This is a genomic window from Parahaliea maris, from assembly GCF_008064665.1.
Classification (GTDB): domain Bacteria; phylum Pseudomonadota; class Gammaproteobacteria; order Pseudomonadales; family Halieaceae; genus Parahaliea; species Parahaliea maris.
Genome location: NZ_VRZA01000003.1, coordinates 729,613 through 754,640, shown reverse-complemented (window position 1 = coordinate 754,640; position 25,028 = coordinate 729,613). Strand labels below are relative to the sequence as shown.

General features: G+C 64.9%; 24 protein-coding genes. 10 read left to right on the top strand and 14 right to left on the bottom strand.

The window, feature by feature from the left end; translation table 11 throughout:
- The first annotated feature begins 61 nt into the window (after positions 1-61).
- Positions 62-1,546 (top strand): 4-hydroxy-3-polyprenylbenzoate decarboxylase, encoded by a 1,485-nt coding sequence (gene ubiD / locus FV139_RS11700; protein ID WP_148068594.1) that lies wholly within the window; start codon positions 62-64, stop codon positions 1,544-1,546.
- Here the strand turns inward: ubiD and FV139_RS11695 are convergent, their stop codons facing one another.
- The 7 genes from FV139_RS11695 to FV139_RS11665 form a co-directional block, all read right to left on the bottom strand.
- On the bottom strand, positions 1,547-2,830 hold the full coding sequence (locus FV139_RS11695) for an acetyl-CoA hydrolase/transferase family protein (protein ID WP_148068593.1): 1,284 nt from the start codon (positions 2,828-2,830) through the stop codon (positions 1,547-1,549).
- A 69-nt stretch (positions 2,831-2,899) separates the two neighbouring features.
- Complete coding sequence (locus FV139_RS11690) at positions 2,900-4,195, bottom strand: heme biosynthesis HemY N-terminal domain-containing protein (protein WP_148068592.1); 1,296 nt, start codon at positions 4,193-4,195, stop codon at positions 2,900-2,902.
- A 3-nt stretch (positions 4,196-4,198) separates the two neighbouring features.
- The gene (locus tag FV139_RS11685; protein WP_148068591.1) at positions 4,199-5,419 is read right to left on the bottom strand and encodes a uroporphyrinogen-III C-methyltransferase; all 1,221 of its coding nucleotides are present in this window, start codon (positions 5,417-5,419) and stop codon (positions 4,199-4,201) included.
- Positions 5,416-6,192, bottom strand: coding sequence for a uroporphyrinogen-III synthase (locus FV139_RS11680; RefSeq protein WP_187276502.1), 777 nt, complete (start codon positions 6,190-6,192; stop codon positions 5,416-5,418). Before FV139_RS11680 ends, FV139_RS11685 begins: the two co-directional genes overlap by 4 nt.
- A 15-nt stretch (positions 6,193-6,207) precedes the next feature.
- Complete coding sequence (gene hemC / locus FV139_RS11675) at positions 6,208-7,134, bottom strand: hydroxymethylbilane synthase (protein ID WP_148068589.1); 927 nt, start codon at positions 7,132-7,134, stop codon at positions 6,208-6,210.
- A gap of 465 nt (positions 7,135-7,599) precedes the next feature.
- Complete coding sequence (locus FV139_RS11670) at positions 7,600-8,325, bottom strand: LytR/AlgR family response regulator transcription factor (RefSeq protein ID WP_148068588.1); 726 nt, start codon at positions 8,323-8,325, stop codon at positions 7,600-7,602.
- Positions 8,322-9,443 (bottom strand): sensor histidine kinase, encoded by a 1,122-nt coding sequence (locus tag FV139_RS11665; RefSeq protein WP_148068587.1) that lies wholly within the window; start codon positions 9,441-9,443, stop codon positions 8,322-8,324. Before FV139_RS11665 ends, FV139_RS11670 begins: the two co-directional genes overlap by 4 nt.
- Before the next feature lie 116 nt (positions 9,444-9,559).
- Between FV139_RS11665 and argH the strand changes: the two genes are divergently transcribed.
- Positions 9,560-10,960, top strand: coding sequence for an argininosuccinate lyase (argH, locus tag FV139_RS11660; protein WP_148068586.1), 1,401 nt, complete (start codon positions 9,560-9,562; stop codon positions 10,958-10,960).
- A gap of 113 nt (positions 10,961-11,073) precedes the next feature.
- Here argH and FV139_RS11655 read toward each other — a convergent pair whose 3' ends face one another.
- The gene (locus FV139_RS11655) at positions 11,074-12,093 is read right to left on the bottom strand and encodes a DUF3187 family protein (RefSeq protein WP_187276501.1); all 1,020 of its coding nucleotides are present in this window, start codon (positions 12,091-12,093) and stop codon (positions 11,074-11,076) included.
- 103 nt (positions 12,094-12,196) lie between these two features.
- On the opposite strand from FV139_RS11655, the gene lptM reads away from it, so the two are divergent.
- From lptM to FV139_RS11625, 6 genes are all read left to right on the top strand, one after another.
- Positions 12,197-12,346 (top strand): LPS translocon maturation chaperone LptM, encoded by a 150-nt coding sequence (gene lptM / locus FV139_RS11650; RefSeq protein WP_148068584.1) that lies wholly within the window; start codon positions 12,197-12,199, stop codon positions 12,344-12,346.
- Between the two features lie 8 nt (positions 12,347-12,354).
- Entirely contained in the window at positions 12,355-13,611 is a 1,257-nt protein-coding gene (lysA, locus tag FV139_RS11645) for a diaminopimelate decarboxylase (RefSeq protein ID WP_148068583.1), read from the top strand.
- 5 nt (positions 13,612-13,616) lie between these two features.
- Positions 13,617-14,447, top strand: a complete 831-nt coding sequence (dapF, locus tag FV139_RS11640; protein ID WP_148068582.1) for a diaminopimelate epimerase — start codon at positions 13,617-13,619, stop codon at positions 14,445-14,447.
- A gap of 61 nt (positions 14,448-14,508) precedes the next feature.
- On the top strand, positions 14,509-15,216 hold the full coding sequence (locus tag FV139_RS11635; RefSeq protein WP_148068581.1) for a DUF484 family protein: 708 nt from the start codon (positions 14,509-14,511) through the stop codon (positions 15,214-15,216).
- A 19-nt stretch (positions 15,217-15,235) separates the two neighbouring features.
- A complete protein-coding gene (xerC, locus tag FV139_RS11630) occupies positions 15,236-16,189 on the top strand; it encodes a tyrosine recombinase XerC (protein WP_328592284.1) in 954 nt (317 codons plus the stop codon).
- Positions 16,186-16,902 (top strand): HAD family hydrolase, encoded by a 717-nt coding sequence (locus FV139_RS11625; protein ID WP_148068580.1) that lies wholly within the window; start codon positions 16,186-16,188, stop codon positions 16,900-16,902. Before xerC ends, FV139_RS11625 begins: the two co-directional genes overlap by 4 nt.
- 7 nt (positions 16,903-16,909) lie before the next feature.
- Here the strand turns inward: FV139_RS11625 and FV139_RS11620 are convergent, their stop codons facing one another.
- The 5 genes from FV139_RS11620 to FV139_RS11600 all read right to left on the bottom strand — a co-directional run bounded on the left by FV139_RS11620 (position 16,910) and on the right by FV139_RS11600 (position 20,126).
- A complete protein-coding gene (locus FV139_RS11620; protein WP_148068579.1) occupies positions 16,910-17,110 on the bottom strand; it encodes an SHOCT domain-containing protein in 201 nt (66 codons plus the stop codon).
- Between the two features lie 37 nt (positions 17,111-17,147).
- Positions 17,148-17,486, bottom strand: a complete 339-nt coding sequence (locus FV139_RS11615) for a P-II family nitrogen regulator (protein ID WP_148068578.1) — start codon at positions 17,484-17,486, stop codon at positions 17,148-17,150.
- 196 nt (positions 17,487-17,682) lie between these two features.
- Complete coding sequence (locus FV139_RS11610; protein ID WP_148068577.1) at positions 17,683-18,954, bottom strand: ammonium transporter; 1,272 nt, start codon at positions 18,952-18,954, stop codon at positions 17,683-17,685.
- Positions 18,955-18,990: 36 nt separating this feature from the next.
- The gene (glnK, locus tag FV139_RS11605) at positions 18,991-19,329 is read right to left on the bottom strand and encodes a P-II family nitrogen regulator (protein WP_116366988.1); all 339 of its coding nucleotides are present in this window, start codon (positions 19,327-19,329) and stop codon (positions 18,991-18,993) included.
- A 68-nt stretch (positions 19,330-19,397) separates the two neighbouring features.
- A complete protein-coding gene (locus tag FV139_RS11600; protein WP_148068576.1) occupies positions 19,398-20,126 on the bottom strand; it encodes a TorF family putative porin in 729 nt (242 codons plus the stop codon).
- 312 nt (positions 20,127-20,438) lie between these two features.
- Between FV139_RS11600 and FV139_RS11595 the strand changes: the two genes are divergently transcribed.
- Complete coding sequence (locus FV139_RS11595) at positions 20,439-20,711, top strand: accessory factor UbiK family protein (protein ID WP_148068575.1); 273 nt, start codon at positions 20,439-20,441, stop codon at positions 20,709-20,711.
- Between the two features lie 35 nt (positions 20,712-20,746).
- The gene (locus tag FV139_RS11590; protein WP_148068574.1) at positions 20,747-22,258 is read left to right on the top strand and encodes a YifB family Mg chelatase-like AAA ATPase; all 1,512 of its coding nucleotides are present in this window, start codon (positions 20,747-20,749) and stop codon (positions 22,256-22,258) included.
- Between the two features lie 14 nt (positions 22,259-22,272).
- Here the strand turns inward: FV139_RS11590 and FV139_RS11585 are convergent, their stop codons facing one another.
- A complete protein-coding gene (locus FV139_RS11585; RefSeq protein WP_148068573.1) occupies positions 22,273-25,017 on the bottom strand; it encodes a cation-translocating P-type ATPase in 2,745 nt (914 codons plus the stop codon).
- Between the last annotated feature and the right edge of the window lie 11 nt (positions 25,018-25,028).

Genomic DNA, 25,028 nt, shown 5'->3' with positions numbered 1-25,028 from the left:
TTGCACCCCTCTCCCGCAAGCGGTACTGTCCCCTCCTCCAATCCCAACAGGCCGGTAGACAGTGAACTACTCCGATCTCCGCAGCTTTCTCGACATGCTGGAACAGCGTGGTGAGCTCAAGCGCATTACCACCGAGGTTGACCCCCATCTCGAGATGACCGAGATCGCCGACCGCACGCTGCGCGCTGGCGGGCCGGCCCTGTTGTTCGAGAATCCCAAGGGTTTCAGTACACCTGTACTGGCCAATCTGTTCGGCACGGAACAGCGGGTGGCGCTGGGCATGGGTGCGGAGAATATCGAGGCTCTGCGCGAGATTGGCGAGATCCTGGCCTATCTGCGCCAGCCGGACCCGCCCAAGGGGATGCGCGACGCCTGGGACAAGGCGCCGATCCTGAAGCAGGTGCTGAATATGGGGCCGAAGCTGGTGCGCAATCCGGCCTGTCAGTACCACGTGAAGGAGGGTGAGGATGTCGATCTGTACCAGCTGCCCATCCAGACCTGTTGGCCGGGGGATGCGGCGCCGCTGGTGACCTGGCCATTGGTCATTACCCGCGGCCCGGAGAAGGAGCGCCAGAATCTCGGCATCTACCGTATGCAGCTGATCGGCCGCAACAAACTGATCATGCGCTGGCTGTCACACCGGGGCGGCGCGCTGGACTACCGGGACTGGCAGCTCAAGCACCCGGGCAAGCGCTACCCGGTGGCGGTAGCGCTGGGCGCAGACCCCGCAACGACTCTGGGCGCCGTTACACCGGTGCCGGATTCGCTGTCGGAGTACGCTTTTGCCGGACTGCTGCGTGGCGGCAAGACGGAGGTTGCCGAGTGCTTCACGCCGCTGTGCAAGGAGCACGGCCTGCAGGTGCCCGCCACCGCCGAGTACATCCTGGAGGGCTACCTTGAGCCGGGGGAACTGGCGGACGAGGGGCCTTTTGGCGATCACACGGGCTATTACAATGAGGTGGAGCGCTTCCCGGTGTTCACGGTGGAAGCCATTACCCACCGCGAGAGCCCGATCTACCACAGTACGTACACCGGCCGGCCGCCGGATGAACCCGCGGTGCTGGGACTGGCGCTGAATGAGGTGTTTGTGCCCATCCTGCGCAAGCAGTTTCCGGAGATTACCGACTTCTACCTACCGGCCGAGGGCTGCTCCTACCGCATGGCCATTGTCACCATGCGCAAGGAATACCCGGGCCACGCCAAGCGGGTCATGCTCGGGGTGTGGTCCTTTTTGCGCCAGTTCATGTACACCAAGTTTGTGATCGTCACCGACGACGACGTGAACGCGCGGGACTGGAACGACGTGATCTGGGCCCTGACCACGCGCATGGATCCGCGCCGGGACTGCACCTTTATCGATGACTCGCCCATCGATTACCTGGACTTCGCCTCGCCGGTGTCCGGCCTCGGCTCCAAGATCGGCATGGACGCCACTAACAAGTGGCCGGGGGAAACCACCCGCGAGTGGGGCAAACCCATCGTCATGGACGCCGCGGTGAAAGCCCGGATCGATGACATCTGGGATGAGCTGGGGATCCCGGGCTGATCAGAGACGCAGCGACAGCGCCTCCCGCGCCTCCCGCGCCAGCTCTTCCCGAAAATCGGGGTGGGAGATAGCCAGCAGGGCCGACGCCCGCTCCTGCAGTGATCGACCGCGCATCTGCGCAATCCCGAATTCGGTCACCACATAATCCACCTGTGCCCGGGTGGTCACCACGCCCGCCCCCTTTGCCAGGCTGGGCACCAGGCGCGATACCGTGCCGTCCCGGGCCGTGCTCGGCAGGGCAATGATCGACTTGCCCCCTTCGGAGTGAGCGGCGCCCAGCACAAAGTCCACCTGGCCGCCAACACCGGAGTAAATCCGGTGGCCTATCGAGTCGGCACAGACCTGCCCGGTGAGATCGATCTGGATGGCGCTGTTGATGGACGTGACCTGCTTGTTGCGGGCAATGTTGACCGGGCTGTTGACGAACTCGACATCGAGGAACGCCACCTCCCGGTTGTCGTCTACAAATTCATAGAGCGCCGGGCTGCCCATGGCGAAGGTGGTCACCACCCGGCCCCGGCCGATTTTCTTGCGGCTGTTGGTTATCACCCCGGATTCCAGCAAGCCCAGCACGCCATCGGAAAACATCTCCGTGTGCACGCCCAGTTCGCGATGCCCGCCCAGACAGGCCAGCGCCGCGTCGGGGATGCTGCCAATCCCCATCTGCAGACAGGCGCCATCTTCCACCAGGGTGGCCACCCGGGCGCCGATTTCACTGTCCACGGCCCCCGGTTCGCGCACCTCGTGATAGATCAGCGGGGCCGCCTCCCGGTAAGCGACATCGATCCGGTCCACGTGAATAAAACCGTCACCCAGAGTACGGGGAACGTTCGGATTGACGTGGGCAATGATGCGATCTGCGACCTCGCAGGCCGCAGCAGTGGCCTCGACCGACATCCCGAGGGAGCAGTTGCCGTGCCGATCCGGCTCGGAGACCTGAACAATGGCCACGTCCACCCGCTGCTGACCGCTGCGCATCAGGCGCGGAATGTCGGACAGGAAGATGGGCACGTAGTCCGCCAAACCCTGGTTGATCAGGTCGCGGGTTTCACGTCCGGCAAAAAAGCAGCGGCAGCGCAAGCGGCCGTCGAGGGCGGGATCGGCCAGTGAATAGGCGTGCTCGAGGTGGAGCTGCAGCAGGGTGAGCCCCTCGCAGTGGCGGGCGTGCTCAGCCAGGGCATCGAGCAACACCAGGGGCGTGGAGGCCATGGAGTGGCTCCAGAGGGTATCGCCAGACCGGATGCCACTGACTGCCTCGGCAGCGGAGTTGACCCAGCGGGCCATAACGCACTCCTCTCCGGCCAGCGAGCCGGAACGGTTGTCGCCCGCTGCGGGAGCGGGCTCGGGTTGGACTCAGGGTTCTGCCGCCAGCCGCCTGGACGCGCCTCTCTGTGGCAAGGCCCGCTCTGGTACGGCCCGCTCGGGCGCGGCCCGCTCAGGCATGGGCAATTCGGGCAGTTTCACATCGCGCAACAGCCCCTCTTCGAAGTAGCGTGCACTGACGGTGGGCTCACCCAGCGCACCCAGCAGGCGCCCGAGCTCGGCACACACTTCCGGCGTGTGTCGCAGCTGGTAACTGGCCTCCAGGTAATCCCGGGCCTTGCCCCACAACTCGCAGCGTGCCGACAGGCGCCCCAGGCACAACAGTAGCTGGGGGTCCCGGGGATGCTCTCCCAGCCAGGCTTCCGCCTGGGTGAGCTGGCGGCCCGGATTATCGCTGTGAACAAAGGCGTAGAGACGCGCCAGTTCGCTGTCCCACTCCTGCTTGAGGGCGCGCAGGCAGACCTTTTCCGCCGCCACGTGGGCGTCCTGGGTCAGCAGGAGAGCCACGTAGGCCCGCAGGAGATCGGGGTCGCGCTTCCAGGTCGGGGGCAGCGTCTGCCAGCGCTCGTATAATGCATCGGCGGCATCGCCGTCGCCGCGGCCGGCGATCACTTGCAGGCGACGCAGGTGCACCCTGCGCTCCAGCGCCTGTAACTCGTCTGCCGGCAGTACTTTGTGCTTTTCCAGGTCCGGCAGCAGGGCCGCGAGGCTATCCCAGTCCTCCAGACCTTGATACGCCTGACTCAGCAGGTCCAGCACATGGGGGTGCCGGGCGGCATTGCGCCGGGCCCGCACCAGGGTGGCGGCCGCCTGCTCGTACTGCCCGGCATCCAGTTTCAATTCCGCCTGGGTGAGTTCCACCGCAATACCGGCCTCGGCATCGGAGCGCTCCGCGGCACCGAGGTACTCCCGCATCTTGTCGCTGTCACCCAGCCGGTAGCTGGCGCGGGCGGCCATCAGGTAATTGAGCAGCGGGGCGTCGTTGTGGGCGGCGCCTCGCAGCAACTGGCGCCGCGACTTCTGCCAGTTGCCCTCGATAAAGGCAATCAGCCCGCGGTTGGTCAGCCGCGCTGCCTGGCGCGACTTGCGCGATCCCATCCAGCTGGCCACCGAGCGCTGCCCGCTGAACAGCTTGCGCAACAGGTGCAGGGTGAAATAAAGCAAGCCGACCAGCAGGACAAACAGCACCAGCCCCACCCAGAGGCTGGTCTCCAGGGTGTAGTTGCCGTAGGCCAGAAGGACATAGCCGGGATCGGTTTCGATCACGGCCACCACACCCACTCCCAGCAGGAGTGCAATCAGGATCAGGGCAAAGGCGCGACGCATGGCTTATTCGCCCGCCTGGCCGGTATCGGCCTCGCGCCGGGCGACCGCCGCTTCCAGCGTCCGCAGGGAGCGGCCGATATCGGGCAACTCCACGGTGACAGTCTCGCCCGCAAGCTGCTCCAGTTCGCGGTCCAGGGCCTGGGCCGACCGGGCGTCGGATTCGGCAAACTGCGCCACCCAGTGGCGCGCACGCTGCAGGCTCTCCCGGTACAGGAAGGCGTTACCCGACAGCAGCGCCACCTGGGCCTGCTCCAGCAACATCCGCAGGTTCTGGCGCACCAGCCCTTCCCACTGCGGGTCCATCAGCGCCTGCATCGGCACTTCCCGACGGCGGATGATGATGTAGTCCGACAGTTTCTGCACCGCGGCGCGATAGCCCTGGCGCAGGCGATCGCGCCAATCCTCCGCCGGGGCTTCCTGCAGCCGTTGCTCGGCCTCGGGCAACTCGAAGATCGCGAGGGCGGCGGCCTGCTCCGTCAGGGCGGACAACCGCAGGTAGAGTCCTTCGACATCGACAGTAGGCACGCCGCGCAGGGCCGCCAGCTCCGAGGCGATCGCACTGCGTGTGGTGTGCAGCCGGGTATCGTCCAACTGGAGAAGAATTCGGTCCGCGCTGCGCAGCAGGGCCCGGGCGGACTCAGTATCACCGGTCATGATCAGGCGCTGGTTGGCGAGCCGCAACAGGTACTCCGCCTCCGACAGCAACCAACTCTCGCGATCGGTCGCGCTGAAGCGGGCCAGCTCCCCCCCCTGCACCGCCACCCGCGACTGCAGGCTGGAGAGATCACCGGAAACCGCGTCCAGGGTCTGGGCCTGCTGCGTCAACCGGGGTTCAAGGCTGGCCAGGCCACTGCGCAGCTCGGACTGCAGTTTACCCTGGAGGTCGTCGCCGATACGGCGAATCTGCGCCTGCTGCTCACTGGCGTCCATCAGCTCGCGCTCGGTTACGGATTCCAGCAGCGCCAGCCGGTCGAGCAACGCGGTCTCGCGGCGCTGCGCTTCCAGCACCGTCCAGCCGGCGGCCGCAGCGAGGGCCAGTACCAGCAGCAGTGCCAGCGTGGCCAGCAGCGGGAAACCACCACCGGCCTTGGCGGGGGCAATCTCCCGTTCAAACGTTTCTGCGGGGGCGGGGACGGGAGCGGCGACGGCCTGCTTTTCCGCGGTATCGTCCGCCGCATTCTCTGGGGGCTGGGGCGCGTTGTTATCGTCCTGCTTGTCGCTCACTCAAGATCTCCGGTCTCTTGCAGCCACTGGTCCAGGGCATCGAGCATGGCGTCGTCAGAGGCATTGGCCGCCAACCGCACCCGCTCGAGTCCGGCGGCACGGGCCTGCTCGGCAACCCGCTCCGAGGGCACTACCACAGTAGTCTGCCATAACTTTGCGGTTTCTTCCGCACTCAACATGGCCAGCAGATTGCCCAGCCCCTCCCCGCTGCTGATCAGCACGGCGTCGATCTGCCAGTCCTCGAAACGGGAGGCCATGAGCCCCTCGGGCAGGCGCACCGGACTGCGGCGATAGCAGGCCAGCTGGTCTACCCTGGCGCCGCGGCGCTGTAATTCATCCCGCAGGAATTCGCGACCACCCAGCCCCTTGACGATCAGGGCACGCTGCCCGCTGAGCTCGCGCAGGCCGGCCAGCCGCAACAGGCCTTCGCTGTTCATCTCGTCGCCGGGTAACCGGGCATCGATACCGTGTTCGGCCAGGCTGCGGCCGGTGGCCGCCCCCACGGCATACCAGCACACCCCGACAGGCCACTGTGGCCAGTAGTCTTCCAGCCAGGGAAGGGCGAAGCGCACCGCGTTGCGACTGATGAAAATAATGTGCTGGTAGAGATCGAGGTCCAGCACACACTGGCGGGAGGCGGGGTCGAGCTCGGTGAGTGCCTGCAGCTGGATCAGGGGCTGGTGATGGGCGCGCAGGCCCCGCTGCTCGAGTGCAGCACACAGTGAATCCGCCTGCCCCTGCGGCCGGGTGACCAGTACGCCCCTGCTCCCCACGCTCAGTACTCCCGCTCAGCGACCATAGACCTCCGCCAGAATGTCTCCTGCGCCCTGGGCCAGCAGATCTTCCGCCACCGCGATGCCCAGGGCCTCTGCCTCGCTGGCAGGCCCCCGGCCCTCGGCCTGCAACAACAGCGAGCCGTCGGGGCGCCCCACCCGGCCCCGCAACCACAGCCCATCACCCTCGAGCTCTGCGTAGCAGGCAATCGGCACCTGGCAACCACCCTCGAGGCGTCGGTTGAGCGAGCGCTCGGCGGTCACGCACAGGGCGGTCGGCTCGTGGTGCAGGGGTTGCAGCAGCGCCAGTGTCGCGGGGTCGTCCGTACGCAGCTCGATACCCACCGCTCCCTGCCCTCCCGCGGGCAGTGACAGGCCATGCGGGATGCGCTGGCGAATGCGCTCTGCCAGTTCCAGCCGCAACAGGCCGGCGGTCGCAAGGATAATGGCGTCGTACTCGCCCTCGTCGAGTTTGCGCAAGCGGGTCTGGACGTTGCCCCGCAGGAACTTCACCTCCAGGTCGGGCCGCTGCTGGCGCAGCTGGCACTCGCGGCGCAGGCTCGAGGTACCCACCACGGCCCCCGCAGGAAGGGCTTCCAGCGTGTCGAAGCGATTACTGACGAAGGCGTCCGAGGGATCTTCACGCTCGCAAATGACACCGAGCTGCAAACCTTCAGGGAACTCCATGGGTACGTCTTTCATGGAGTGCACTGCGATGTCGGCAGAGCCGTCCAGCAGGGCGGTTTCCAGTTCTTTCACGAACAGGCCCTTGCCACCCACTTTGGACAGCGGCACGTCCAGCAACTGGTCGCCCCGGGAGGTCATGCCCAGCAACTGCACATCCAACCCGGGGTGCGCGCCCTGCAGGGCGTCGCGCACAAACTCTGCCTGCCACAGGGCAAGGAGGGATTCACGAGTGGCGATGGTGAGGGTGCGAGACATGGGGAAACGATCCGGAAGCAAAGTGGGCATGATAACAGTCGGGTGAGTGCTCAGCTAATGGAGAGCACTCAAGGATACGAAACCTCTGAGCGTGCGCACGTACGCGAAAAGGTGCTCCGTAGGCCGGGCGTGATCTGGGCGCACGCCTCGCCGGACACGCTGAAAGCATGACATCCATGTCGCGCTCCTCAGCGGCCATCCATGGCCGCTGAAGGTCCGGCGAGGCGTACCCCCAGTTCACACCCTGCTTCCGCGCAAAACTCTGCTCGCCCGGATACGGAGTCACGTGAGACAAATTATCTCCGACGGAGTGCGTCCGCGTGGCGGGGCCTTTCCGGGACCTTCAGCGGCATGGATGCCGCTGAGGAGCCCCCATGGACGGGTTCACGGCGTGTCCCGGAAAGGCCCCGGCAGGCGGGCGCGCGGGTCAAGAGCTCCACCATCCGTAGACGAAAACAAACTCTCTCACCGGGACAGCAACCGCTCCTTCACCGCAGCCAGATGCCGCCGGCTGACCGCGGGGCGCAGGTCGGTACCCTCCAGTTCGACACACCAGCCATCACCGTCACGCGCCAACCGCAGCACATGGGCCAGAGCCACCAGCGCATTGCGATGCACCCGCAGGAAGCGATCGCCAAACTCCTCCTCCAGGTCCTTCAGGGCGTCGGGTAACAGCAGTTCGCGTCCGCTGGCGTAGGCCGTCACGTACTTCTGCTCCGCCACAAAACAGCGAATGTCCGCCACCGGCAGCGTTTCCAGCCCGCGGTGCCCCTGGCTGCTGACCTGGCGCCGGCCGCTCGCGGGCTCCTCCCGCAGGGCCGCGACCTGGGCCCGGTTGACCCGGCCCGCCTGGGCCAGGGCCTGCTCGAGTTCCGCCTCGCGCACCGGCTTGAGCAGGTAGGCGACGGCCTGGTGGCGCAGGGCATCCAGGGCGTACTCGTCGTAGGCAGTGCAAAAAATGACTGCCGGAGGCTGCTCCTGTTCCGCCACTTTGGCTGCCAGGGCCAACCCTCCCATGCCGGGCATGCGCACATCCAGCAGGATCAGCTCAGCGTCAAACCGGGCCAGTTCGGCCACTGCCGACTCCCCGCTGTCTGCAGTGCGGCTCTCGACGTCCGGGCGCACCCGCCCCAGCAGGCGCTGCAGACGCTCCCTGGCCAGGGGTTCGTCATCTACGATCAGTACTTTCACCCGGTTACTCCCGCCGCGCCCGGAGCGAGTCCCGGCTCGGGGCAGGGCGGGCAGGGGTAGTGCAGACGCACCCGGAATTCGCCCCCGTCCCGCGCGAGCTCCAGCCCTGCGTCGTCGCCATACTGGCCGTGCAGGCGCTGTTCGATATTGTCGAGCGCAATGTGCATGCCTCCCACCCCCTCATCCACCGCCGCGGGGTTACTCACCTCGGCCTGTAACTGACCGCCCCGGCAGCTCACGGCAACGGTGATACAGCCCCCCTCACTGCGGCGGGCGATGCCGTGGTAGACGGCGTTTTCCACCAGCGGTTGCAGCACCAGGCTCGGCATGGGGATGTCCCGGCAGGCGTCTTCCACGTCCCACTCCACCTGCAGGCGCTCCCCCAGCCGCAATTGCTCGATGCCGAGGTACAACTCGCACAGGCGAACCTCGTCGGCCACGGTGACCAGCTCGGTGGCTTCCCGCAGGCTGCCGCGAAACAGCTCCGCCAGGTCCTCCACCGCGCGCTCGGCCAGGTCGGGGCGGGTTTCAATGAGGCTGACGATACTGTTGAGGGTATTGAACAGGAAATGCGGGCGGATGCGAGCGCGCAGGGCATCGACCCTGGCCTGGAGCTCTGAGTGCTCCCGCTGGCGGAGCTGCTGCTGCAGGTAGAAGTAGCGCAGCACCACTCCCGCCACCACCAGCGCCACCAGCAGGTTGCGCAGCAGGTTCCAGCCGTCGATGCGGCCGGCCTGCAGGTCGGGGTAGACCCAGCTGCTGGCTGCGGTGCTGGCCGCTGTGACCAGCAGCACCAGCAGCAGGCTGCCGCAGGTCGCGGCGAACACGCCCAGGCGGGCAAAGGGTCCGCGCAACAGGCACAGCAGGGCGGTGCTCAGCAGCACCACCCACTGCACGAACAGGGACGCCTCCCCCAGCAGGTTCCAGTGAAAGTTGGGCAGCCCACTCACCGCCAGGGTGTACACCAGCACCAGCAACTGGGCCAGCAGCACGATGAGAAACACCTGCCGCGTGCCGCACAGGTCCGGAATGAAAAATTCCCCGGGGGCGCCCGCCCCGTTACCCCCGTTCCGACCTTCCCGGTGCCCTGCTGTCTGTCCTGTTACGCCCGGCTGCATGCCCAGCTCCCTCCCCTGGATAGCTGGTATACTTGCATCCCGCTTTCGCACCGACAAGTGCGATCACACCGCGCCACTGTGGCGCCAAGGCCAATCAAGCAGGACTCAAGGGCACCATGAGCAAGGATCAGGACACCAGCAAGCTGTGGGGCGGCCGCTTCACCGAAGCCACCGACAGCTTCGTACAGCGTTTTACCGCTTCCGTAAATTTCGACCAGCGCATGGCGCAAGAAGACATCGAGGGCTCCCTGGCCCACGCCGCCATGCTGTGCCAGGTCGGTGTGTTGAGCAGCGAGGAGCTGGCCCAGATCGAGAGCGGCCTGGGCCAGATTCGCGAGGAAATTGCCAACGGCAGCTTCGAGTGGTCGGTGGAGCTCGAAGACGTACACATGAACATCGAGTCCCGGCTGACCCAGCTGATTGGCGTCACCGGCAAGAAGCTGCATACCGGCCGCTCCCGCAACGACCAGGTGGCCACGGATATTCGCCTGCACCTGCGCAAGGCCATCGACCACATCGCCGCCGAGCTGTCGCGCCTGCAGCTGGGCACCATCGGCCTGGCGGAGCAGCATGCCGACACGGTCATGCCCGGCTTCACCCACCTGCAGACCGCCCAGCCGGTCGCTTTCGGCCACCACCTGCTGGCCTGGAATGAAATGCTGGAACGCGATCACGGTCGCCTGCTGGATTGCCGCAAGCGCCTCAACCAGTCTCCGCTGGGGGCCGCCGCACTGGCCGGCACCACTTACCCCATCCAGCGGGAGCTGACCGCCGCCAGCCTCGGCTTCGACAAGCCCACGGAAAACTCCCTGGACTCGGTGTCAGACCGCGATTTTGCCATTGAATTCTGCGGATTTGCCGCCCTGCTGCTGACCCACCTGTCGCGCATGAGCGAGGAACTGGTGCTGTGGACCTCGGCCCAGTTCAACTTTATCGAGCTGCCCGACCGCTTCTGCACCGGCTCATCCATCATGCCGCAGAAGAAAAACCCGGACGTACCGGAACTGGTGCGCGGCAAGACAGGGCGGGTGAACGGTCACCTGATTTCCCTGCTCACCCTGATGAAGAGCCAGCCACTGGCCTACAACAAGGACAACCAGGAAGACAAGGAACCCCTGTTCGACACCATCGACACCGTGGTCGACTGCCTGCGCGCCTTCGCCGACATGGTGCCGGCGATTCGCGCCCGCGAAGACCACATGCGCGAAGCGGCCCGTCGCGGTTTCTCCACGGCCACCGACCTGGCGGACTACCTGGTGCGCAAGGGCCTGCCCTTCCGCGACGCCCACGAGGTGGTGGGCAAGGCTGTGGCCCACGGCGTAGCCAGTGGCCTCGACCTGGCGGAGATGTCACTGGAAACCCTGCAGGGATTCAGCGCCGACATCGGTGAGGATGTGTTCGAGGTCCTGACGCTGGAGGGATCACTGGCCGCCCGCGACCACCTCGGCGGCACAGCACCGGCGCAGGTACGGGCCGCAGCGGAACGGGCCCGGGCGCTGGTAGAAGCCCGCGCCTGAAACCCGCAAACCCGAAAGCACCGGCCCGGTTAAATGGGTAATGCCCTAACCGGGTCGATGCCTTAACCCGGTCGATGCCTTAACCCGGTCGATGCCCTAACCCGGTCGATGCCCTAACCCGGTCGATAGCGCAGATCAAACTGGAAGGTCACATCGGGAGCCGTTTCCACCGCGATATCCTCAATCACCGTGAAATCCAGCGCCCAGTCGGGGCTCGCGTACCAGCGCAGCCCGCCGCTCAGCAGCACTGCAGTACTGCCCAGGGCATCCAGGGCGCTGTCCAGTGGCGCGGCGTGGGTATCCAGCTGCCCCAGCAGGCGCCAGCGCTCTGCGAATGCCCAGCTCAGGGCGCCGCCGGCAAACCAAAGATTGCGCTCCTGGCGCGGCCCCAACAGATCCACTTCTCCCGCCCGCAGATAGCCCGCCTGGGCATGCCAGTCCAGGGGCAGCCCACCGAGCGCCTGGCCGCTGAGCCGCAGCGCCGCGTACACATCGCCCTCCCCACTGCCGGTAAAATCCCCGGGCTCCCCCGTGCCGAACTTGTAGCCCAGGGCCACGGCGAGATCGAGGCTGTCGTCGCGGTACAGCCGTCGCTGCACGGCCAAGCTGGCGTCGCCGATACCACTGCTCTCCCCCAGCAGGGCAAAGCGGAGCTGTTGCCGGTCGGCATAGCGATAGTCCAGCAGGTCGCTCGCGGCGTCCCCGCGGCCGTTGTCGGGCATCCCCCAGAAATCGTGCCAGCCGTCAATCGCGCTATCGAGCACGCCCTCGTCCTGCTGCAGCCAGGGTAGTTCCAGCTGCAATTCCCAGTTGGAGGCAAAGGCGTAGCGCAGCTCCAGCGCCAGGCGCCGGGTCTCGCCATCCAGGTTCAGGGCTTCCACACCGCTGCGATCACGCACATAGTGGTTGGCCACGCTGCCGTGCACAGCCAGGCTCCACTGACCCGGGTCAGCAACTGCCGCACTGCGCTGGGATGGCAGCCCCAGCAGACCTGCCACCGGGCTGAGATTCTTCACATACAGGGGTTCTTCCGCCTGTGGCGCGCGAGCTGTCTGCGCCTGCGCTGGGCTGGCGATCACCCACGCGAACGCCAGAAACAGCCCCCCGGCCGCGGCGGGAATTCGTCCGGCCATGATGGTTCCACTCTTATACTCGGTCGGTTTCATCATAAGGTCTGCTCGCACCCGTTTCTAGCAATGGCTATAATCGGCCGCTTTGGCACCAGAGCGGACTCCCATGCGCCAGCTATTCGCGGCTTTTCTTTTCCTCGCTGTCAGCGCACTGTTGCAGGGTTGCGGCCAGACCGGACCCCTGTACATGCCCGACCAGCCCCCCGCGGACGAGGATAGCGAGGCGGCCGGGTACAGCCCGACTCCCAGCAACTGAAGACGATCATGAACCACTTTCATTACAAGCAGGGCGAACTCCACGCTGAGGGCGTCAGCGCCAGCCGGATCGCCCGAGAGTTTGGCACCCCCTGTTATGTATACTCACGGGCGGCGCTGGAAACCTCCTTCGCCGCTTACCAGCAGGCGCTCGCGGACGTGCCTCACCTGATCTGCTATGCGGTAAAGGCCAATTCCAACCTGGCCGTGCTCGATATCCTCGCCCGCCAGGGCGCCGGTTTCGACATCGTCTCGGTGGGCGAACTGGAACGGGTGGTTGCCGCCGGTGGCGACCCGGCCAAAACCGTGTTTTCCGGGGTCGGCAAGACCGCGGGAGAGATGCGTCGTGCGCTGGAACTGGGCATCCACTGCTTCAACCTGGAGTCCGCCGCAGAGCTCGAAGTACTGAACCGGGTGGCCGGCGAACTGAGCCTGGTGGCGCCGGTCTCGGTGCGGGTGAACCCCGATGTGGACGCACGTACCCACCCCTACATCTCCACCGGCCTGCGCGAGAACAAATTCGGCGTCACCATGGACGAGGCCCTGCGGGTCTATCGCCGGGCCGCCGAATTGCCGAACATCAATGTGCAGGGCCTGGATTGCCATATCGGCTCCCAGCTGACCGATCTCAGCCCGTTCATCGATGCCCTGCACCGCCTGCTGGGGCTGGTGGACCAGCTGGCCGCCGAGGGCATCGAAATCCGGCACCTGGACCTGGGCGGCGGCCTGGGCGTGCGTTACCGCGACGAGGAACCGCCCGCCATTGCCGATTACGTAGCGGCCATCCGCGCCGAGCTCGGCGACCGCGAATTGACCCTGGTACTGGAGCCCGGCCGCTCCATCGCCGCCAATGCCGGCCTGCTGCTGACTGCGGTGGAGTACACCAAGCCCACCCCCGAGCACAATTTCGCCCTGATCGATGCCGGCATGAACGACATGATCCGCCCTGCCCTGTACCAGGCGTGGCTGGACATCCAGCCTGCCCGGCACGTGGCCGGCCGCGAAGCGAAAACCTGGGACATTGTCGGCCCGGTGTGTGAAACCGCCGACTTCCTCGGCAAGGGCCGCGAGCTAGCCATCACCGACGGCGACCTGCTGGCGGTATTCGGCGCCGGTGCCTACGGCTTCACCATGAGCTCCAACTACAACAGTCGCCCGCGCGCCGCGGAGGTTATCGTCGACGGCGAGCAACTGCATCTCGCTCGCCGCCGGGAAACCCTGGAAGACCTGCTGCGGGGCGAACAGCGCCTGCCCGACGGCGGCTGAGGCCCATGATTCTCCGCTTTACCAAAATGCACGGTGCCGGCAACGATTTTGTCGTGATCGACCTGGTCAGCCAACGCTGCAAGTTGCGCTCCAGGGACATCCGCAAGCTGGCGGACCGTCGCTTCGGTGTGGGCTGTGACCAGGTGCTGGTGGTGGAGCCACCCAGCCGCCCCGATGTGGACTTTCGCTACCGTATCTACAACGCCGACGGCGGCGAAGTGGAGCAGTGCGGCAACGGCGCCCGTTGCTTTGCCCGTTTCGTCAGGGAGAAAAAACTCACTGCCAAGAAACGGATTTCAGTGGAGACCGCCTGCGGTGTCATCGTGCTGAACGCGCGCGACCACGACCAGGTCGAGGTCGACATGGGTGCCCCCCGCTTCGAACCGGCGGACATTCCCCTGCGCGCGGAACAGCGCGCGGCATCCTATGTTATCGACCTCGGCGCCCAGCAACTGGAGGTGGGAGCGGTTTCCATGGGCAATCCCCACGCCATCCTCCGCGTCGACAACGTGGACACCGCCGATGTCGAGGGCCTCGGCCCGCAGATCGAGCGCCATCAGGACTTCCCCCAGCGGGTAAACGCCGGCTTCATGCAGGTCGTGGCCGAGGACACTATCCGCCTGCGGGTATTCGAACGCGGTGTGGGCGAAACCCTGGCCTGCGGCACCGGCGCCTGCGCCGCAGTCGCCTATGGCCGCAGCCGTGGCTGGCTGAGCGAGACCGTGACAGTTCAGCTGCCGGGCGGTAAGCTCTCTATTACGTGGCGGGGCGAAGGACACAACGTGATGATGACCGGCCCTACCGCGGTCGTGTTTGAAGGCACAATAAAACTCTGACCGCCGGGCGGCTTGCTACTCCCCGGCGCAGATAGAAAGACAGACCAGGGGAGAACAGGCCATGTCCGCCACCAACGACGCCGTCGCCCACAGCGACAGCATCTCGCTGGACGATGAACAGGTGCGCGAGTACCTGAAAACCCACAGCGATTTTCTGCAGCGCCACCCGGACCTGCTGGACCACCTGCACGTTAACCACGCCTCTGGCAGCGCTGTATCACTGGTCGAGAAGCAGGTGAGCGTACTGCGCGAGCGCAACATGGAAATGCGCCACCGCCTCAACGCCCTGACCATGAACGCCCGCGAGAACGACAAGCTGTATGAGCGCACCCGCGCCCTGGTGCTGCGCCTTCTGGACGCGAAGGACCTGCCCGGCCTGTGTAACGCCTTCATGAACAGCATGCGCGAAGACTTTGAAATCGAGTACGCCAGCATCATCCTGTTTGGCGACCCCGCGGAGTCCCGCGGCAACCTGCGCTACGAGGCCAATGAAAAGGTCAAGCTGGAAATCGGCGGCCTGCTCAAGGGGCGTAAACCCCTGTGCGGGGCACTGCGCGAGGATGAGTTCAGCTTTATTTTCCCCCGTGCGGGCGAGCCCGGTTCCGCCGCCGTGATGCCCCTCAAGGGCGACGACCGCCTCGGCTTTATCGCCGTCGGCAGCAGCGACGCCAACCGCTACTACACCGGCATGGGCACCCTGTTCCTGCTGCACATTGCCGATGTCCTGGTGCGCCTGATCGAGCGCCTGCCCGACAGCGACGAGCACTGAAGCGGCGAGCACAGGCGTCGTGGAAACCCCGGCCCGGAGACAGGAACACCCACCGCTGTCTGCCACCAGCCTTGAGTTTCTGGATTACCTGCGGGACGTACGACGCCTGTCACCCCACACCCTGAGCAACTACCGTCGCGACCTGGTGTCACTGGAGCAGTGGTGCCAGCAGCGGGACATAAGCGACCCGGGGGACCTGGTGGAGGCCGACATCCGCGGCTGGGTCAGCTACCTGCACCGTCGCGGACTGGCGGGCAACAGCATCCAGCGCTCTCTCTCCGCCTGCCGCGCCCTGTTCGATTACCTGGGCCGTCACCACGGCCTGCCCAGCAACCCTGCCCGGGGGGTTCGCGCGCCCCGCTCACCGCGCAAGCTGCCCCGCACCCTGGACGTGGACCAGGTCAACCGCTTTCTGAGCACCGGGGACGATGACGCACTCGTCCTGCGCGATCTCGCCATGGCCGAGCTGCTGTACTCCTCCGGCCTGCGCCTGTCGGAACTGGTGGCGGCCAATATCGAGGACTACGACCGCAGCGCGGGCCTGATCACGGTCACCGGCAAGGGCAGCAAGACCCGTACCCTGCCCGTGGGTTCGATGGCGGCGCAGGCAATCGAGCGCTGGCTGGTGCTGCGAGCGCCGGCGGCGGAGGACAGCGCGGGCACCCACCCCCTGTTCACCAGCAGCCGCGGCAGGCGCATCAGCCAGCGCAGCGTACAGCAGCGCCTGCGCCTGCTGGGACGGCGCGGCGGCATGGACCGGGACGTCCACCCCCACATGCTGCGCCACTCCTTCGCCAGCCACATGCTGGAGTCCAGCGGCGACCTCCGCGCGGTACAGGAATTACTCGGCCACGCCAATATCGCCACCACCCAGATCTACACCCACCTGGACTTCCAACACCTCGCCAAAGTGTACGACAATGCCCACCCCCGGGCCCGCCGCAGTGCCCGCAGCGATGAGGAAGAGACGTGAGCATCGAAGTCATCACCTTCGATCTGGACAATACCCTGTGGGACGTGGAGCCGGCACTGCTGCGGGCCGAGGACGCCCAGCGCGACTGGCTCCTGAAGCACCGACCGGGGAGCATCGAGCATCACGACCACGCCAGCCTGTGGGAACTCAAGAAGAGCGTATTCAAACGCCACCCTGAACTGGCCCATCACGTCAGCGATTTTCGCAGGCAGACCCTGATTGAATTACAGACCGCCGCCGGCTTTAGCGAGGCCGAGGCCCGAGAGGGCGCCGAAGCCGCCTTCGCGGCATTTCTCGCCGAACGGCAGCGGGTAGAACTCTACGCCGAGGCGCTGGAAGTGCTCGAGCACCTCGCCGGTCGCTACAGACTGGGGGCGCTCACCAACGGCAATGCCGATATCTACAAGACCGACGCCGCGGAATACTTTGACTTTGCTTTTCTGGCGGAGGATGTCGGGGCCAGCAAGCCGGCCCCGGACATGTTCCACGCGGCCCTGGAACTCACCGGCGCATCACCGGCCAGTGTCGCCCACGTGGGCGACAACCCGGAGCACGATATCAGCGGTGCCAAGGCAGTCGGCTTCCACACCGTATGGATGAACCCGCTGGGCAGCGAGTGGCCCGGCGGAGAGCCCGCGGACCGGGAAATTGCCAACCTGAAAGAGTTGCCGGCGGCCGTGGCGAGCCTCCGGGCAAAGACCGGCCCCGGCTAAGCCTTAATCAGTTCCCCTTGAGAATCTGTTTCTTGGTTTTCTCGTACTCTTTCTCGGTGATCACGCCCTTGTCATAGGCTTCTTTCAGGTCCATCAACTGCTGGCCCTGGGTTTCCGTCTGCTCGACCGTGGTGGTGCTGCCACCGCATCCTCCCAGGACCAGGGTCGATGCGACCAATGCCGCGCCCACTAATGTTTTGTCCCACATGGTTTTCTCCTTCTTGTGATCGAGGGCGAGAGGTTCGCTAGATCGCGTCTTCGCCAGTCTCCCCGGTCCTGATCCGGATAACCTGCTCCAGTTCGGACACGAAAATCTTGCCGTCACCGATTTTGCCAGTGTTGGCTGAATTGACGATGGAATCAATCGTGGCCTGGAGCTGGCCCTCGCCCACGGCGATTTCCAGCTTGAGCTTGGGCAGGAAATCCACCACGTACTCCGCCCCGCGATAGAGCTCCGTGTGACCACGCTGACGCCCGAAGCCCTTGACCTCGGTCACCGTGATGCCCTGAACGCCGATCTCGGACAGTGCCGAGCGCACATCATCCATCTTGAAGGGCTTGATGATAGCGGTAACCAGTTTCATAGCTGTTGGCCTTTGCCGGGAATGAGCTATCTATTATGGAGGGCGGGAGCGGATTCGCAATAGGTTTGGTTGGGCAGTGAATTTGAACGGATCGCTACCGGCTTCCATGCCTCTCGCGATCTACCGTACATCCTGTACATAAAAAAAGGGGGCCCAGAGGGCCCCCAAACACGCATCCGAAAATGCGCCCGCAAGACTATTTCTGGGTGACGAACTCCGGGTAGGCCTCGAGGCCACACTCGGACAGGTCCACACCTTCGTACTCTTCCTCTTCGCTGACGCGCAGGCCAATGATGAGCTTGATGACGTACCAGACGATGAAGCTGGTGATGAATACCCAGAAGAAGATAACCAGCGTACCGACCAGCTGCCCCATGAAGGTGGCGTCGCTGTCGGACAGCAGTACCGCGAAGATACCCCACAGGCCTACCACACCGTGTACGGAGATGGCGCCCACCGGATCGTCGATTTTGAGTTTGTCGAGGAACACGATGCTGAACACTACGATCACGCCGCCGATGGCACCGATGATGGTGGCCAGCAGGGGTGAGGGATCAGCCGGTTCAGCGGTGATGGCAACCAGGCCAGCCAGCGCGCCGTTCAGGGCCATGGTCAGGTCGGCCTTGCCGAACATGACGCGGGCCAGCAGGAGAGCGGCGATCAGGCCACCGGCAGCCGCCGCGTTGGTGTTCAGGAACACGTTGGCCACTTCGTTGGCGACGCCGATACCGCCCAGTTTAAGGGTGGAGCCACCGTTGAAGCCGAACCAGCCCATCCACAGGATGAAGGTACCGAGGGTTGCCAGCGGCATGTTGGCACCGGGGATGGCGCTCACGCTGCCGTCTGCCTTGTACTTGCCTTTACGTGCGCCGAGCAGGATCACACCGGCCAGGGCCGCTGCCGCACCCGCCAGGTGCACAATGCCGGAACCGGCGTAGTCGCTGTAGCTCAGGGCACCGATCAGCGGTACGTCCTTGCCACCCCAGGTCCAGCCGCCCTCGATGGGGTAGATGAAGCCAGTCATCACGACCGCAAAGGTCAGGAAAGCCCACAGCTTCATACGCTCGGCCACGGCACCGGACACGATGGACATGGCGGTGGCCACAAACACCACCTGGAAGAAGAAGTCGGACGCACCGGAGTAGACCGAGTCGCCGTCAAAACCCGCTTCGGCGGAATCCGCCAGCACCTGGGCGATTGCGGCGTCATCCATCTGGGCAACCGTGGTTACACCGGACAGGAACAGGCCACCGTCATACATGAAGTGGTAACCACAGATCAGGTACATGGTGCTGGCAATCGCGAAGAGTGCCACGTTCTTGGTGAGAATTTCAGTGGTGTTTTTGGCCCGGACAAGACCGGCCTCGAGCATGGCAAAGCCTGCTGCCATCCACATCACAAGCGCGCCGCACACCAGGAAGTAAAAGGTGTCCATTGCGTACTGCAATTCGTAAATATTGTTTTCCATGGGAATCAAGTCTCTCTAATTTGTGATCCTGGGAGCTTAAATGGCGTCTTCGCCGGTCTCGCCGGTACGAATACGAATCACCTGTTCCAGGTCGGAGACAAAAACCTTGCCGTCGCCGATCTTGCCGGTGTTCGCCGCCTTGGTGATGGCATCGATGGTCTGATCGACCACGCCGTCAGCCACTGCTACCTCGATTTTTACCTTGGGCAGAAAATCGACCACATATTCCGCACCCCTGTAGAGCTCTGTATGCCCCTTCTGGCGGCCAAAGCCCTTGACCTCGGTGACGGTGATTCCTTGCACCCCGATCTCGGACAGTGCTTCACGCACGTCGTCCAGTTTGAATGGCTTTACGATTGCCGTGATTAGTTTCATGGAACACTCCCGGTGTTATTAAAGGCGCCCGCTCGGGGCGCCGGATTTTGCTTAAAGCGCCTGTCGCCTTACATGCTCTTGGAGACCGAGAACACCAGGGTGTCGTCAACCAGGTCATCCAGGCCGAAGTACTCTTCGCCGTCGAGGTCAGTACCGACCCACGCCAGGCTCCAGTCCACTGCCCAGTAGGAGGCAGTCAGGCCAACTGAGTAATCGATGTAGGAGTCGGCTCCATCAGACAGATAGCCGCCATCCTGATCCAGGTCGTTGTAGCCGATGTGCAGGTCGAGTGAGAGGTTTTCCCCGAGACCCAGGCTGTAGTCGCCAGAGTAATAGAAGAACTTTTCAGTCTCCGCGTAGTAATCGTCGGAGTAGGCTATGCCCAGCGTGATATCCCAGAACGACACGCTGCCGTAGATTTCCTGGAAATCCCCTTCCAGGCCATCGTCACCGGGATAGTCGTAGTACAGGTAACCGACATCAATCCCGACACCGCTTTCGGTTTCCATGGCCCAGCCGACGTAGTAGTCGAGCTCAAGTGACCCATCAACGCCTTCCCCGTCGGCGGTGAGGAAGTCGACCGAGGACCCCCATGTTCCAATGTAGATACCGTTATCGAAGCCAAGGTCGAATCCGCCCTGGATGGCGATATCGTCGTTGGACTGGGAAATGCCGCGGAAGCGATAATCGCTGGTCAGCGTGACGTTCGCGCTGATCTCAGGCGCCGCCATGGCGGAAGATACGCCTGACAGCAGTACAGCTGCGGCAGTTGCGGAAAGCAGTTTCTTGTTGAGCATATGTAGTTCTCCTTGTAATAAATCCCCTGCCGCATTTATGGGGTGTAGCTTGCTGCGAACGGCTTTGGGAACGTTGTATAACCTGCGCCACCAAAATTGCACGGCCTGTGCCAGAAAGATTTTTATTCTTTAAAATCAACAGGATAAACAAAACATGTCCGCCAGAAGCAGAATAACCTCGCGCTCAGGGCACCTGATCGTGATCTTTTTTGGTGCGCCGCTCACAAATAGTGCACCCAAATGACCTGTGCCCTGCCGCCAATTTCCACTAGACTCCCCCGCATCACCCCGCAATCTCCACAGGTACAGCACATGGCGCTTAAACCGCCGCCCATCGGCGATGTCATCCAGCAGGTTAACGACCTGGTCGGTTCCAGCGGCCTCCGGGATGAGGTGGATCGCGGGGTACGCACCCTGACCCAGGCCGCCCTGGCGCGCCTGGACGTGGTCAGCCGCGAGGAGTTCGATGCCCAGGCAGCAGTGCTAAAGCGCACCCGGGCACGGGTTGCCACCCTGGAAGCCGAACTGGAAGCGTTGACAAAGGAACTGGAGGCCTTGGAAACCGCGGCGCAAAACCGCCGATAGGCGCAGAATTACTGCACCGCGCTCACGGATGAGCAATGGAGTTATCACTGGTTTACAGCCGGGCCTCCGCTGGCATGGCGGCGCCCCTGGTCCAGGTGGAAACCCACCTGGCCAATGGTTTGCCGGCCTTTCATATCGTGGGGCTGCCGGAAACAGCGGTGCGCGAGAGCAAGGACCGGGTCCGCTGTGCCCTGCTGAACTCTCACTTCCAGTTTCCCGACCGCCGCATCACGGTCAACCTGGCCCCGGCCGACCTCCCCAAGGAAGGCGGCCGCTTTGACCTCGCCATCGCCGTTGGCATCCTCGCCGCCTCGGGCCAACTGCCTGCCGAAAGTGTGACCCAGTTCGAATTTCTGGGAGAGCTCGCCCTCGACGGACGCCTGCGCCGTGCACCGGCGGTGATTCCCGCCGCCATTGAGTGCACCAAAACAGGGCGAACCCTGGTAACAGCCAGCACCAACGCCTCTCTCGCCGCCCGCGCACCCGGCAGTTGCGTGATCCCCGCACCGGACCTGCTCACCCTGTGCGCCCACCTCAATGGCAGTGCACCCCTGGCCCCGGCGCAACCGCCACGCAGCGAGGCGACCAGCCCCGGCGTTGCCGACCTCGCCGATGTGATCGGCCAGCCACAGGGACGCCGCTGTCTGGAGATCGCCGCCGCTGGCAGTCACTCGCTGCTCCTGTGCGGCCCACCCGGCACCGGCAAGACGCTACTGGCCAGCAGGCTGCCCGGCATCCTGCCCCCGCCGAGCGACGAGGAGGCCCTGTGCATCGCCACCCTGCGCAGCTTTTACGACGACAACGAGGCCGGCGATGAGCGGCGCCCGTTCCGCCACCCCCACCACAGCGCCAGTGCAGCCGCCATGGTGGGGGGTGGCAATCGCCCCCGCCCGGGAGAGGTCTCCCTGGCCCACGGCGGCGTGCTGTTCCTCGACGAGTTACCCGAGTTCAGCCGCCATGTCCTGGAGACTCTGCGCGAGCCCCTGGAATCCGGTGAAATGACCCTGTCCCGGGCCAACCACAAGTACACCTTCCCCGCACGCTTCCAACTGGTTGCGGCCATGAATCCGTGTCCCTGCGGCTACCTGGGCGACCTGGCCCACGCCTGCCGCTGCACGCCGGACCAGGTCAGCCGCTACCACCAGCGTATCTCCGGCCCGCTGCTGGACCGCATCGACCTGCAACTGGATCTGCGACGGATACCCGCGGCAACGCTGCTGCGCGATACCCAGGCGGGGGAACCGTCTGCATCGGTCCGCGCGCGGGTGGTGAGCTGCCGGGCTCGCCAGCTGGCGCGGCAGGGCTGCAGTAACAGTCAACTCGGGGGAAGCCAGTTGCTCGCGGCCTGCGCCATGGAACCTCCGCCACAACGGGAACTGGAGCGGGCTGCCGACCGCTTGCGGCTGTCCATGCGGGCGGTACATCGCTGCCTGCGGGTTGCCCGCACGCTGGCGGACATGGCACAGGTCGAAGCGGTGGCCCTGGAGCATGTACAGGAAGCCCTGGCCTATCGCGGACACGGCAGTGACCTCACCCCATCATGCTGAATGCGCCGGCGGCCTCAACGTGACAGGGCTTTTCTCAGTTCCATGGCACCCAGAAATACCAGTGCCGCGAGCGCGGGCCACAGCCAGTCGCGAGGCCGCAGGGGCTCGAAGCCAAACCAGCTGCCAACGCCGGGGGCCGTGGTAATAATGGCGACAAACAGGAAGGAGAACAGCAGCGCTAGCCCGAGTGGCCGGTTGCTGAACAGGTAGCGGCTGAACAGGGAGCCGGCGCTGCGTCGCGACAGGATATTCATGTACTGCACCAGCACAATACCGAGGAAGGTTGCCGCCTGGGCCATGGCGGTACTGCCGCCGGTGGCGAGCACCATGTAGAAACTGAAGTAGCCTCCCAGGCCCATCAGCGTGCCGAACAGGACCAACTCCAGCAAGCGCCTGCGATCGATGATATGGGCCCCGGTTTTCCGCGGCGGCTGTTGCATCAGCCGGGGCTCCGCCGGGTCGAAGGTCAGCGCCATGAGCGGCAGCATTTCCCCCATCAGATCGATGGACAGTATCTGCACCGCGGTGATGGGAATGGGGAGGCCCACAGCAGCCCCGCCGAAACCGATACAGACACAGCTCAGCTCCCCGATATTGGAGGTAATGGAGGAGAGGATCACGCTCCTCAGGTTCTGGTAGATAGTGCGCCCCTCGCGAACCGCCAGCACCAGCGTGGTCAGGTCGTCGTCGGTGAGCACTATCTCCGCCGCCTCCTTGGCCACATCCGAGCCCTGTTCGCCCATCGCCACCCCGATGTCGGCACTTTTCAGGGACAGGGTGTCGTTCACGCCGTCACCGGTGACAGCGACCACCTCTCCCAGCGACTTGAGCAGTTTGACCACGCGATACTTGTCCTGGGGAGAGACCCGGGACATGATCAGGGACTCCCCGGACAGTACCTCACGCAGTTCCCCGTCGGGCATCCGCGCGAGCTCGTCGCCGGTCAGTACCCGCCCCTCCGGCATACCGATACGCTCGGCGATGGCCGCGGCGGTGATCGGGTTGTCGCCGGTCAGCATGAACAGTCGCACCTGGGCGCCCAGCACCTCGGAGACCGCCCGGCGCACACCTTCCCGCGGCGGGTCGAGCATGGCCACCAGGCCGGCGAATACGAAGTCCTGTTCCGACGCCTCGATGGAAAATTCCACCTCGTCTTCACCAAATTCGCGGTAGGCCAGGGCGATCACCCGCAGGGAATCGGCACTGTAGGCGGCCACCTGCTGCTCGACCGCTCGCCGTTGGGTGTCGTCGAGTGGGACGACGACCCCATCGAGCTGGCAGCCAGTGCAGGTCTCGAGCACACTGCCGGTCGCCCCTTTCATGAATCCAATGGTGCGGCCGGCATGGCTGCGCACCAGGGTCATGCGCTTGCGCTCGCTGTCGAAGGGCAGCTCGGCGACCACCGGGTACGCACTGCTGCGTTCGTCGGGATCGAGGCCGGCCTTGATGGCCAGCGGCGTAAAGGCGGCCTCCGTGGGATCCCCCAAGGCATACCAGGCGGGATGGCTGTCGTCGGGTTCGTGGGTGCGCCCGTTACTGGCCAGCAGCCCATGCTGAAAGAAAAATCCGGCACGCCCCAACTCCTGCGACTCGAGGGCGCGACCCTCGCGCTGGATGGCCCCTTCCGGGTCATAACCCTGGCCGGTGATGTCGTAGCTGATGCCCGGCACCCAGGCCCGCACGATGGTCATCTGGTTTTCGGTGATGGTCCCGGTCTTGTCAGAGCAGATCACCGAAGTACAACCCAGGGTTTCCACCGCCGACAGCCGCTTGACCACGGCGTTCTCCCGCGCCAGCCGGCTCACCCCGAGGGAAAGCGCTACGGTGATCTGGGCCGGCAGCCCCTGGGGCACGCAGGCCGCCGCCACGCCGATAGCAAACAGGATGCTGGCGTTGACCAGCGCGGCGGTGTCGGCGTATTCAGCGCCGCGCAGCAGCAGGTTGAAGGCGAAGACCCCCAGCGCAATCACCGCCGCCATCTTCGTCAGCAGGCCCGCCAGCGCGTTCATCTCACGCTGCAGGGGCGAGCGGTCACGCTGAATGGTCTGGCCTACGCGAGCAATCTCGCCGATGGCACTGGTCATGCCGGTGGCGACCACGACTCCCCGGGCACTGCCGCGCGCCACCGTGGTCCCCATGAACACGAGGTTGTCCTGTTCAGACAGACCGCTTTCCGCCTCGAGTACCACGGCGGCATCCTTGTCCTGCGGCACCGACTCGCCCGTGAGGATGAAATCGTTGGTGGCAAGTTCCCGCGTCTCAACCAGCCGCAGGTCGGCTGCCACAGCGTCGCCTTCATCCAGCAACACGATGTCGCCGGGCACCAGGTCCTCGGCATCCACCTCGCGGGTTTCACCGCCGCGCACCACCCGCGCCCGACTGCGGATCATCAGGCGCAGACGCTCCAGCAGGGCTTCCGCGTGGTACTCCTGGTACAGGCCAATGGCGGCATTGGTCAGAATAATCACCAGCAGCACAATAGCGCCGCGAATATCCCCCAGGTACCAGGCCAGCGCTGCGGCCACGAACAGCACGACGATCAGCAGGTCACGAAACTGGTGAAGGAAGAGTTGGTAGAGCGGCTGGCGGCCACTCTCCTCGAGCAGGTTGGCACCAAAACGAGCGCGGCGTTCCGCTGCCTCCGCCTCGGCCAGCCCGTTCATGGCATCGCTGTCCAGACGGGCGATGACGTCCTCCGCCGACAACCGGTAGGCGGGCTCTTCCAGTCCTGCGGTACCGCGCTCTGTCCCTTGCTCCATCCCTTACCCTC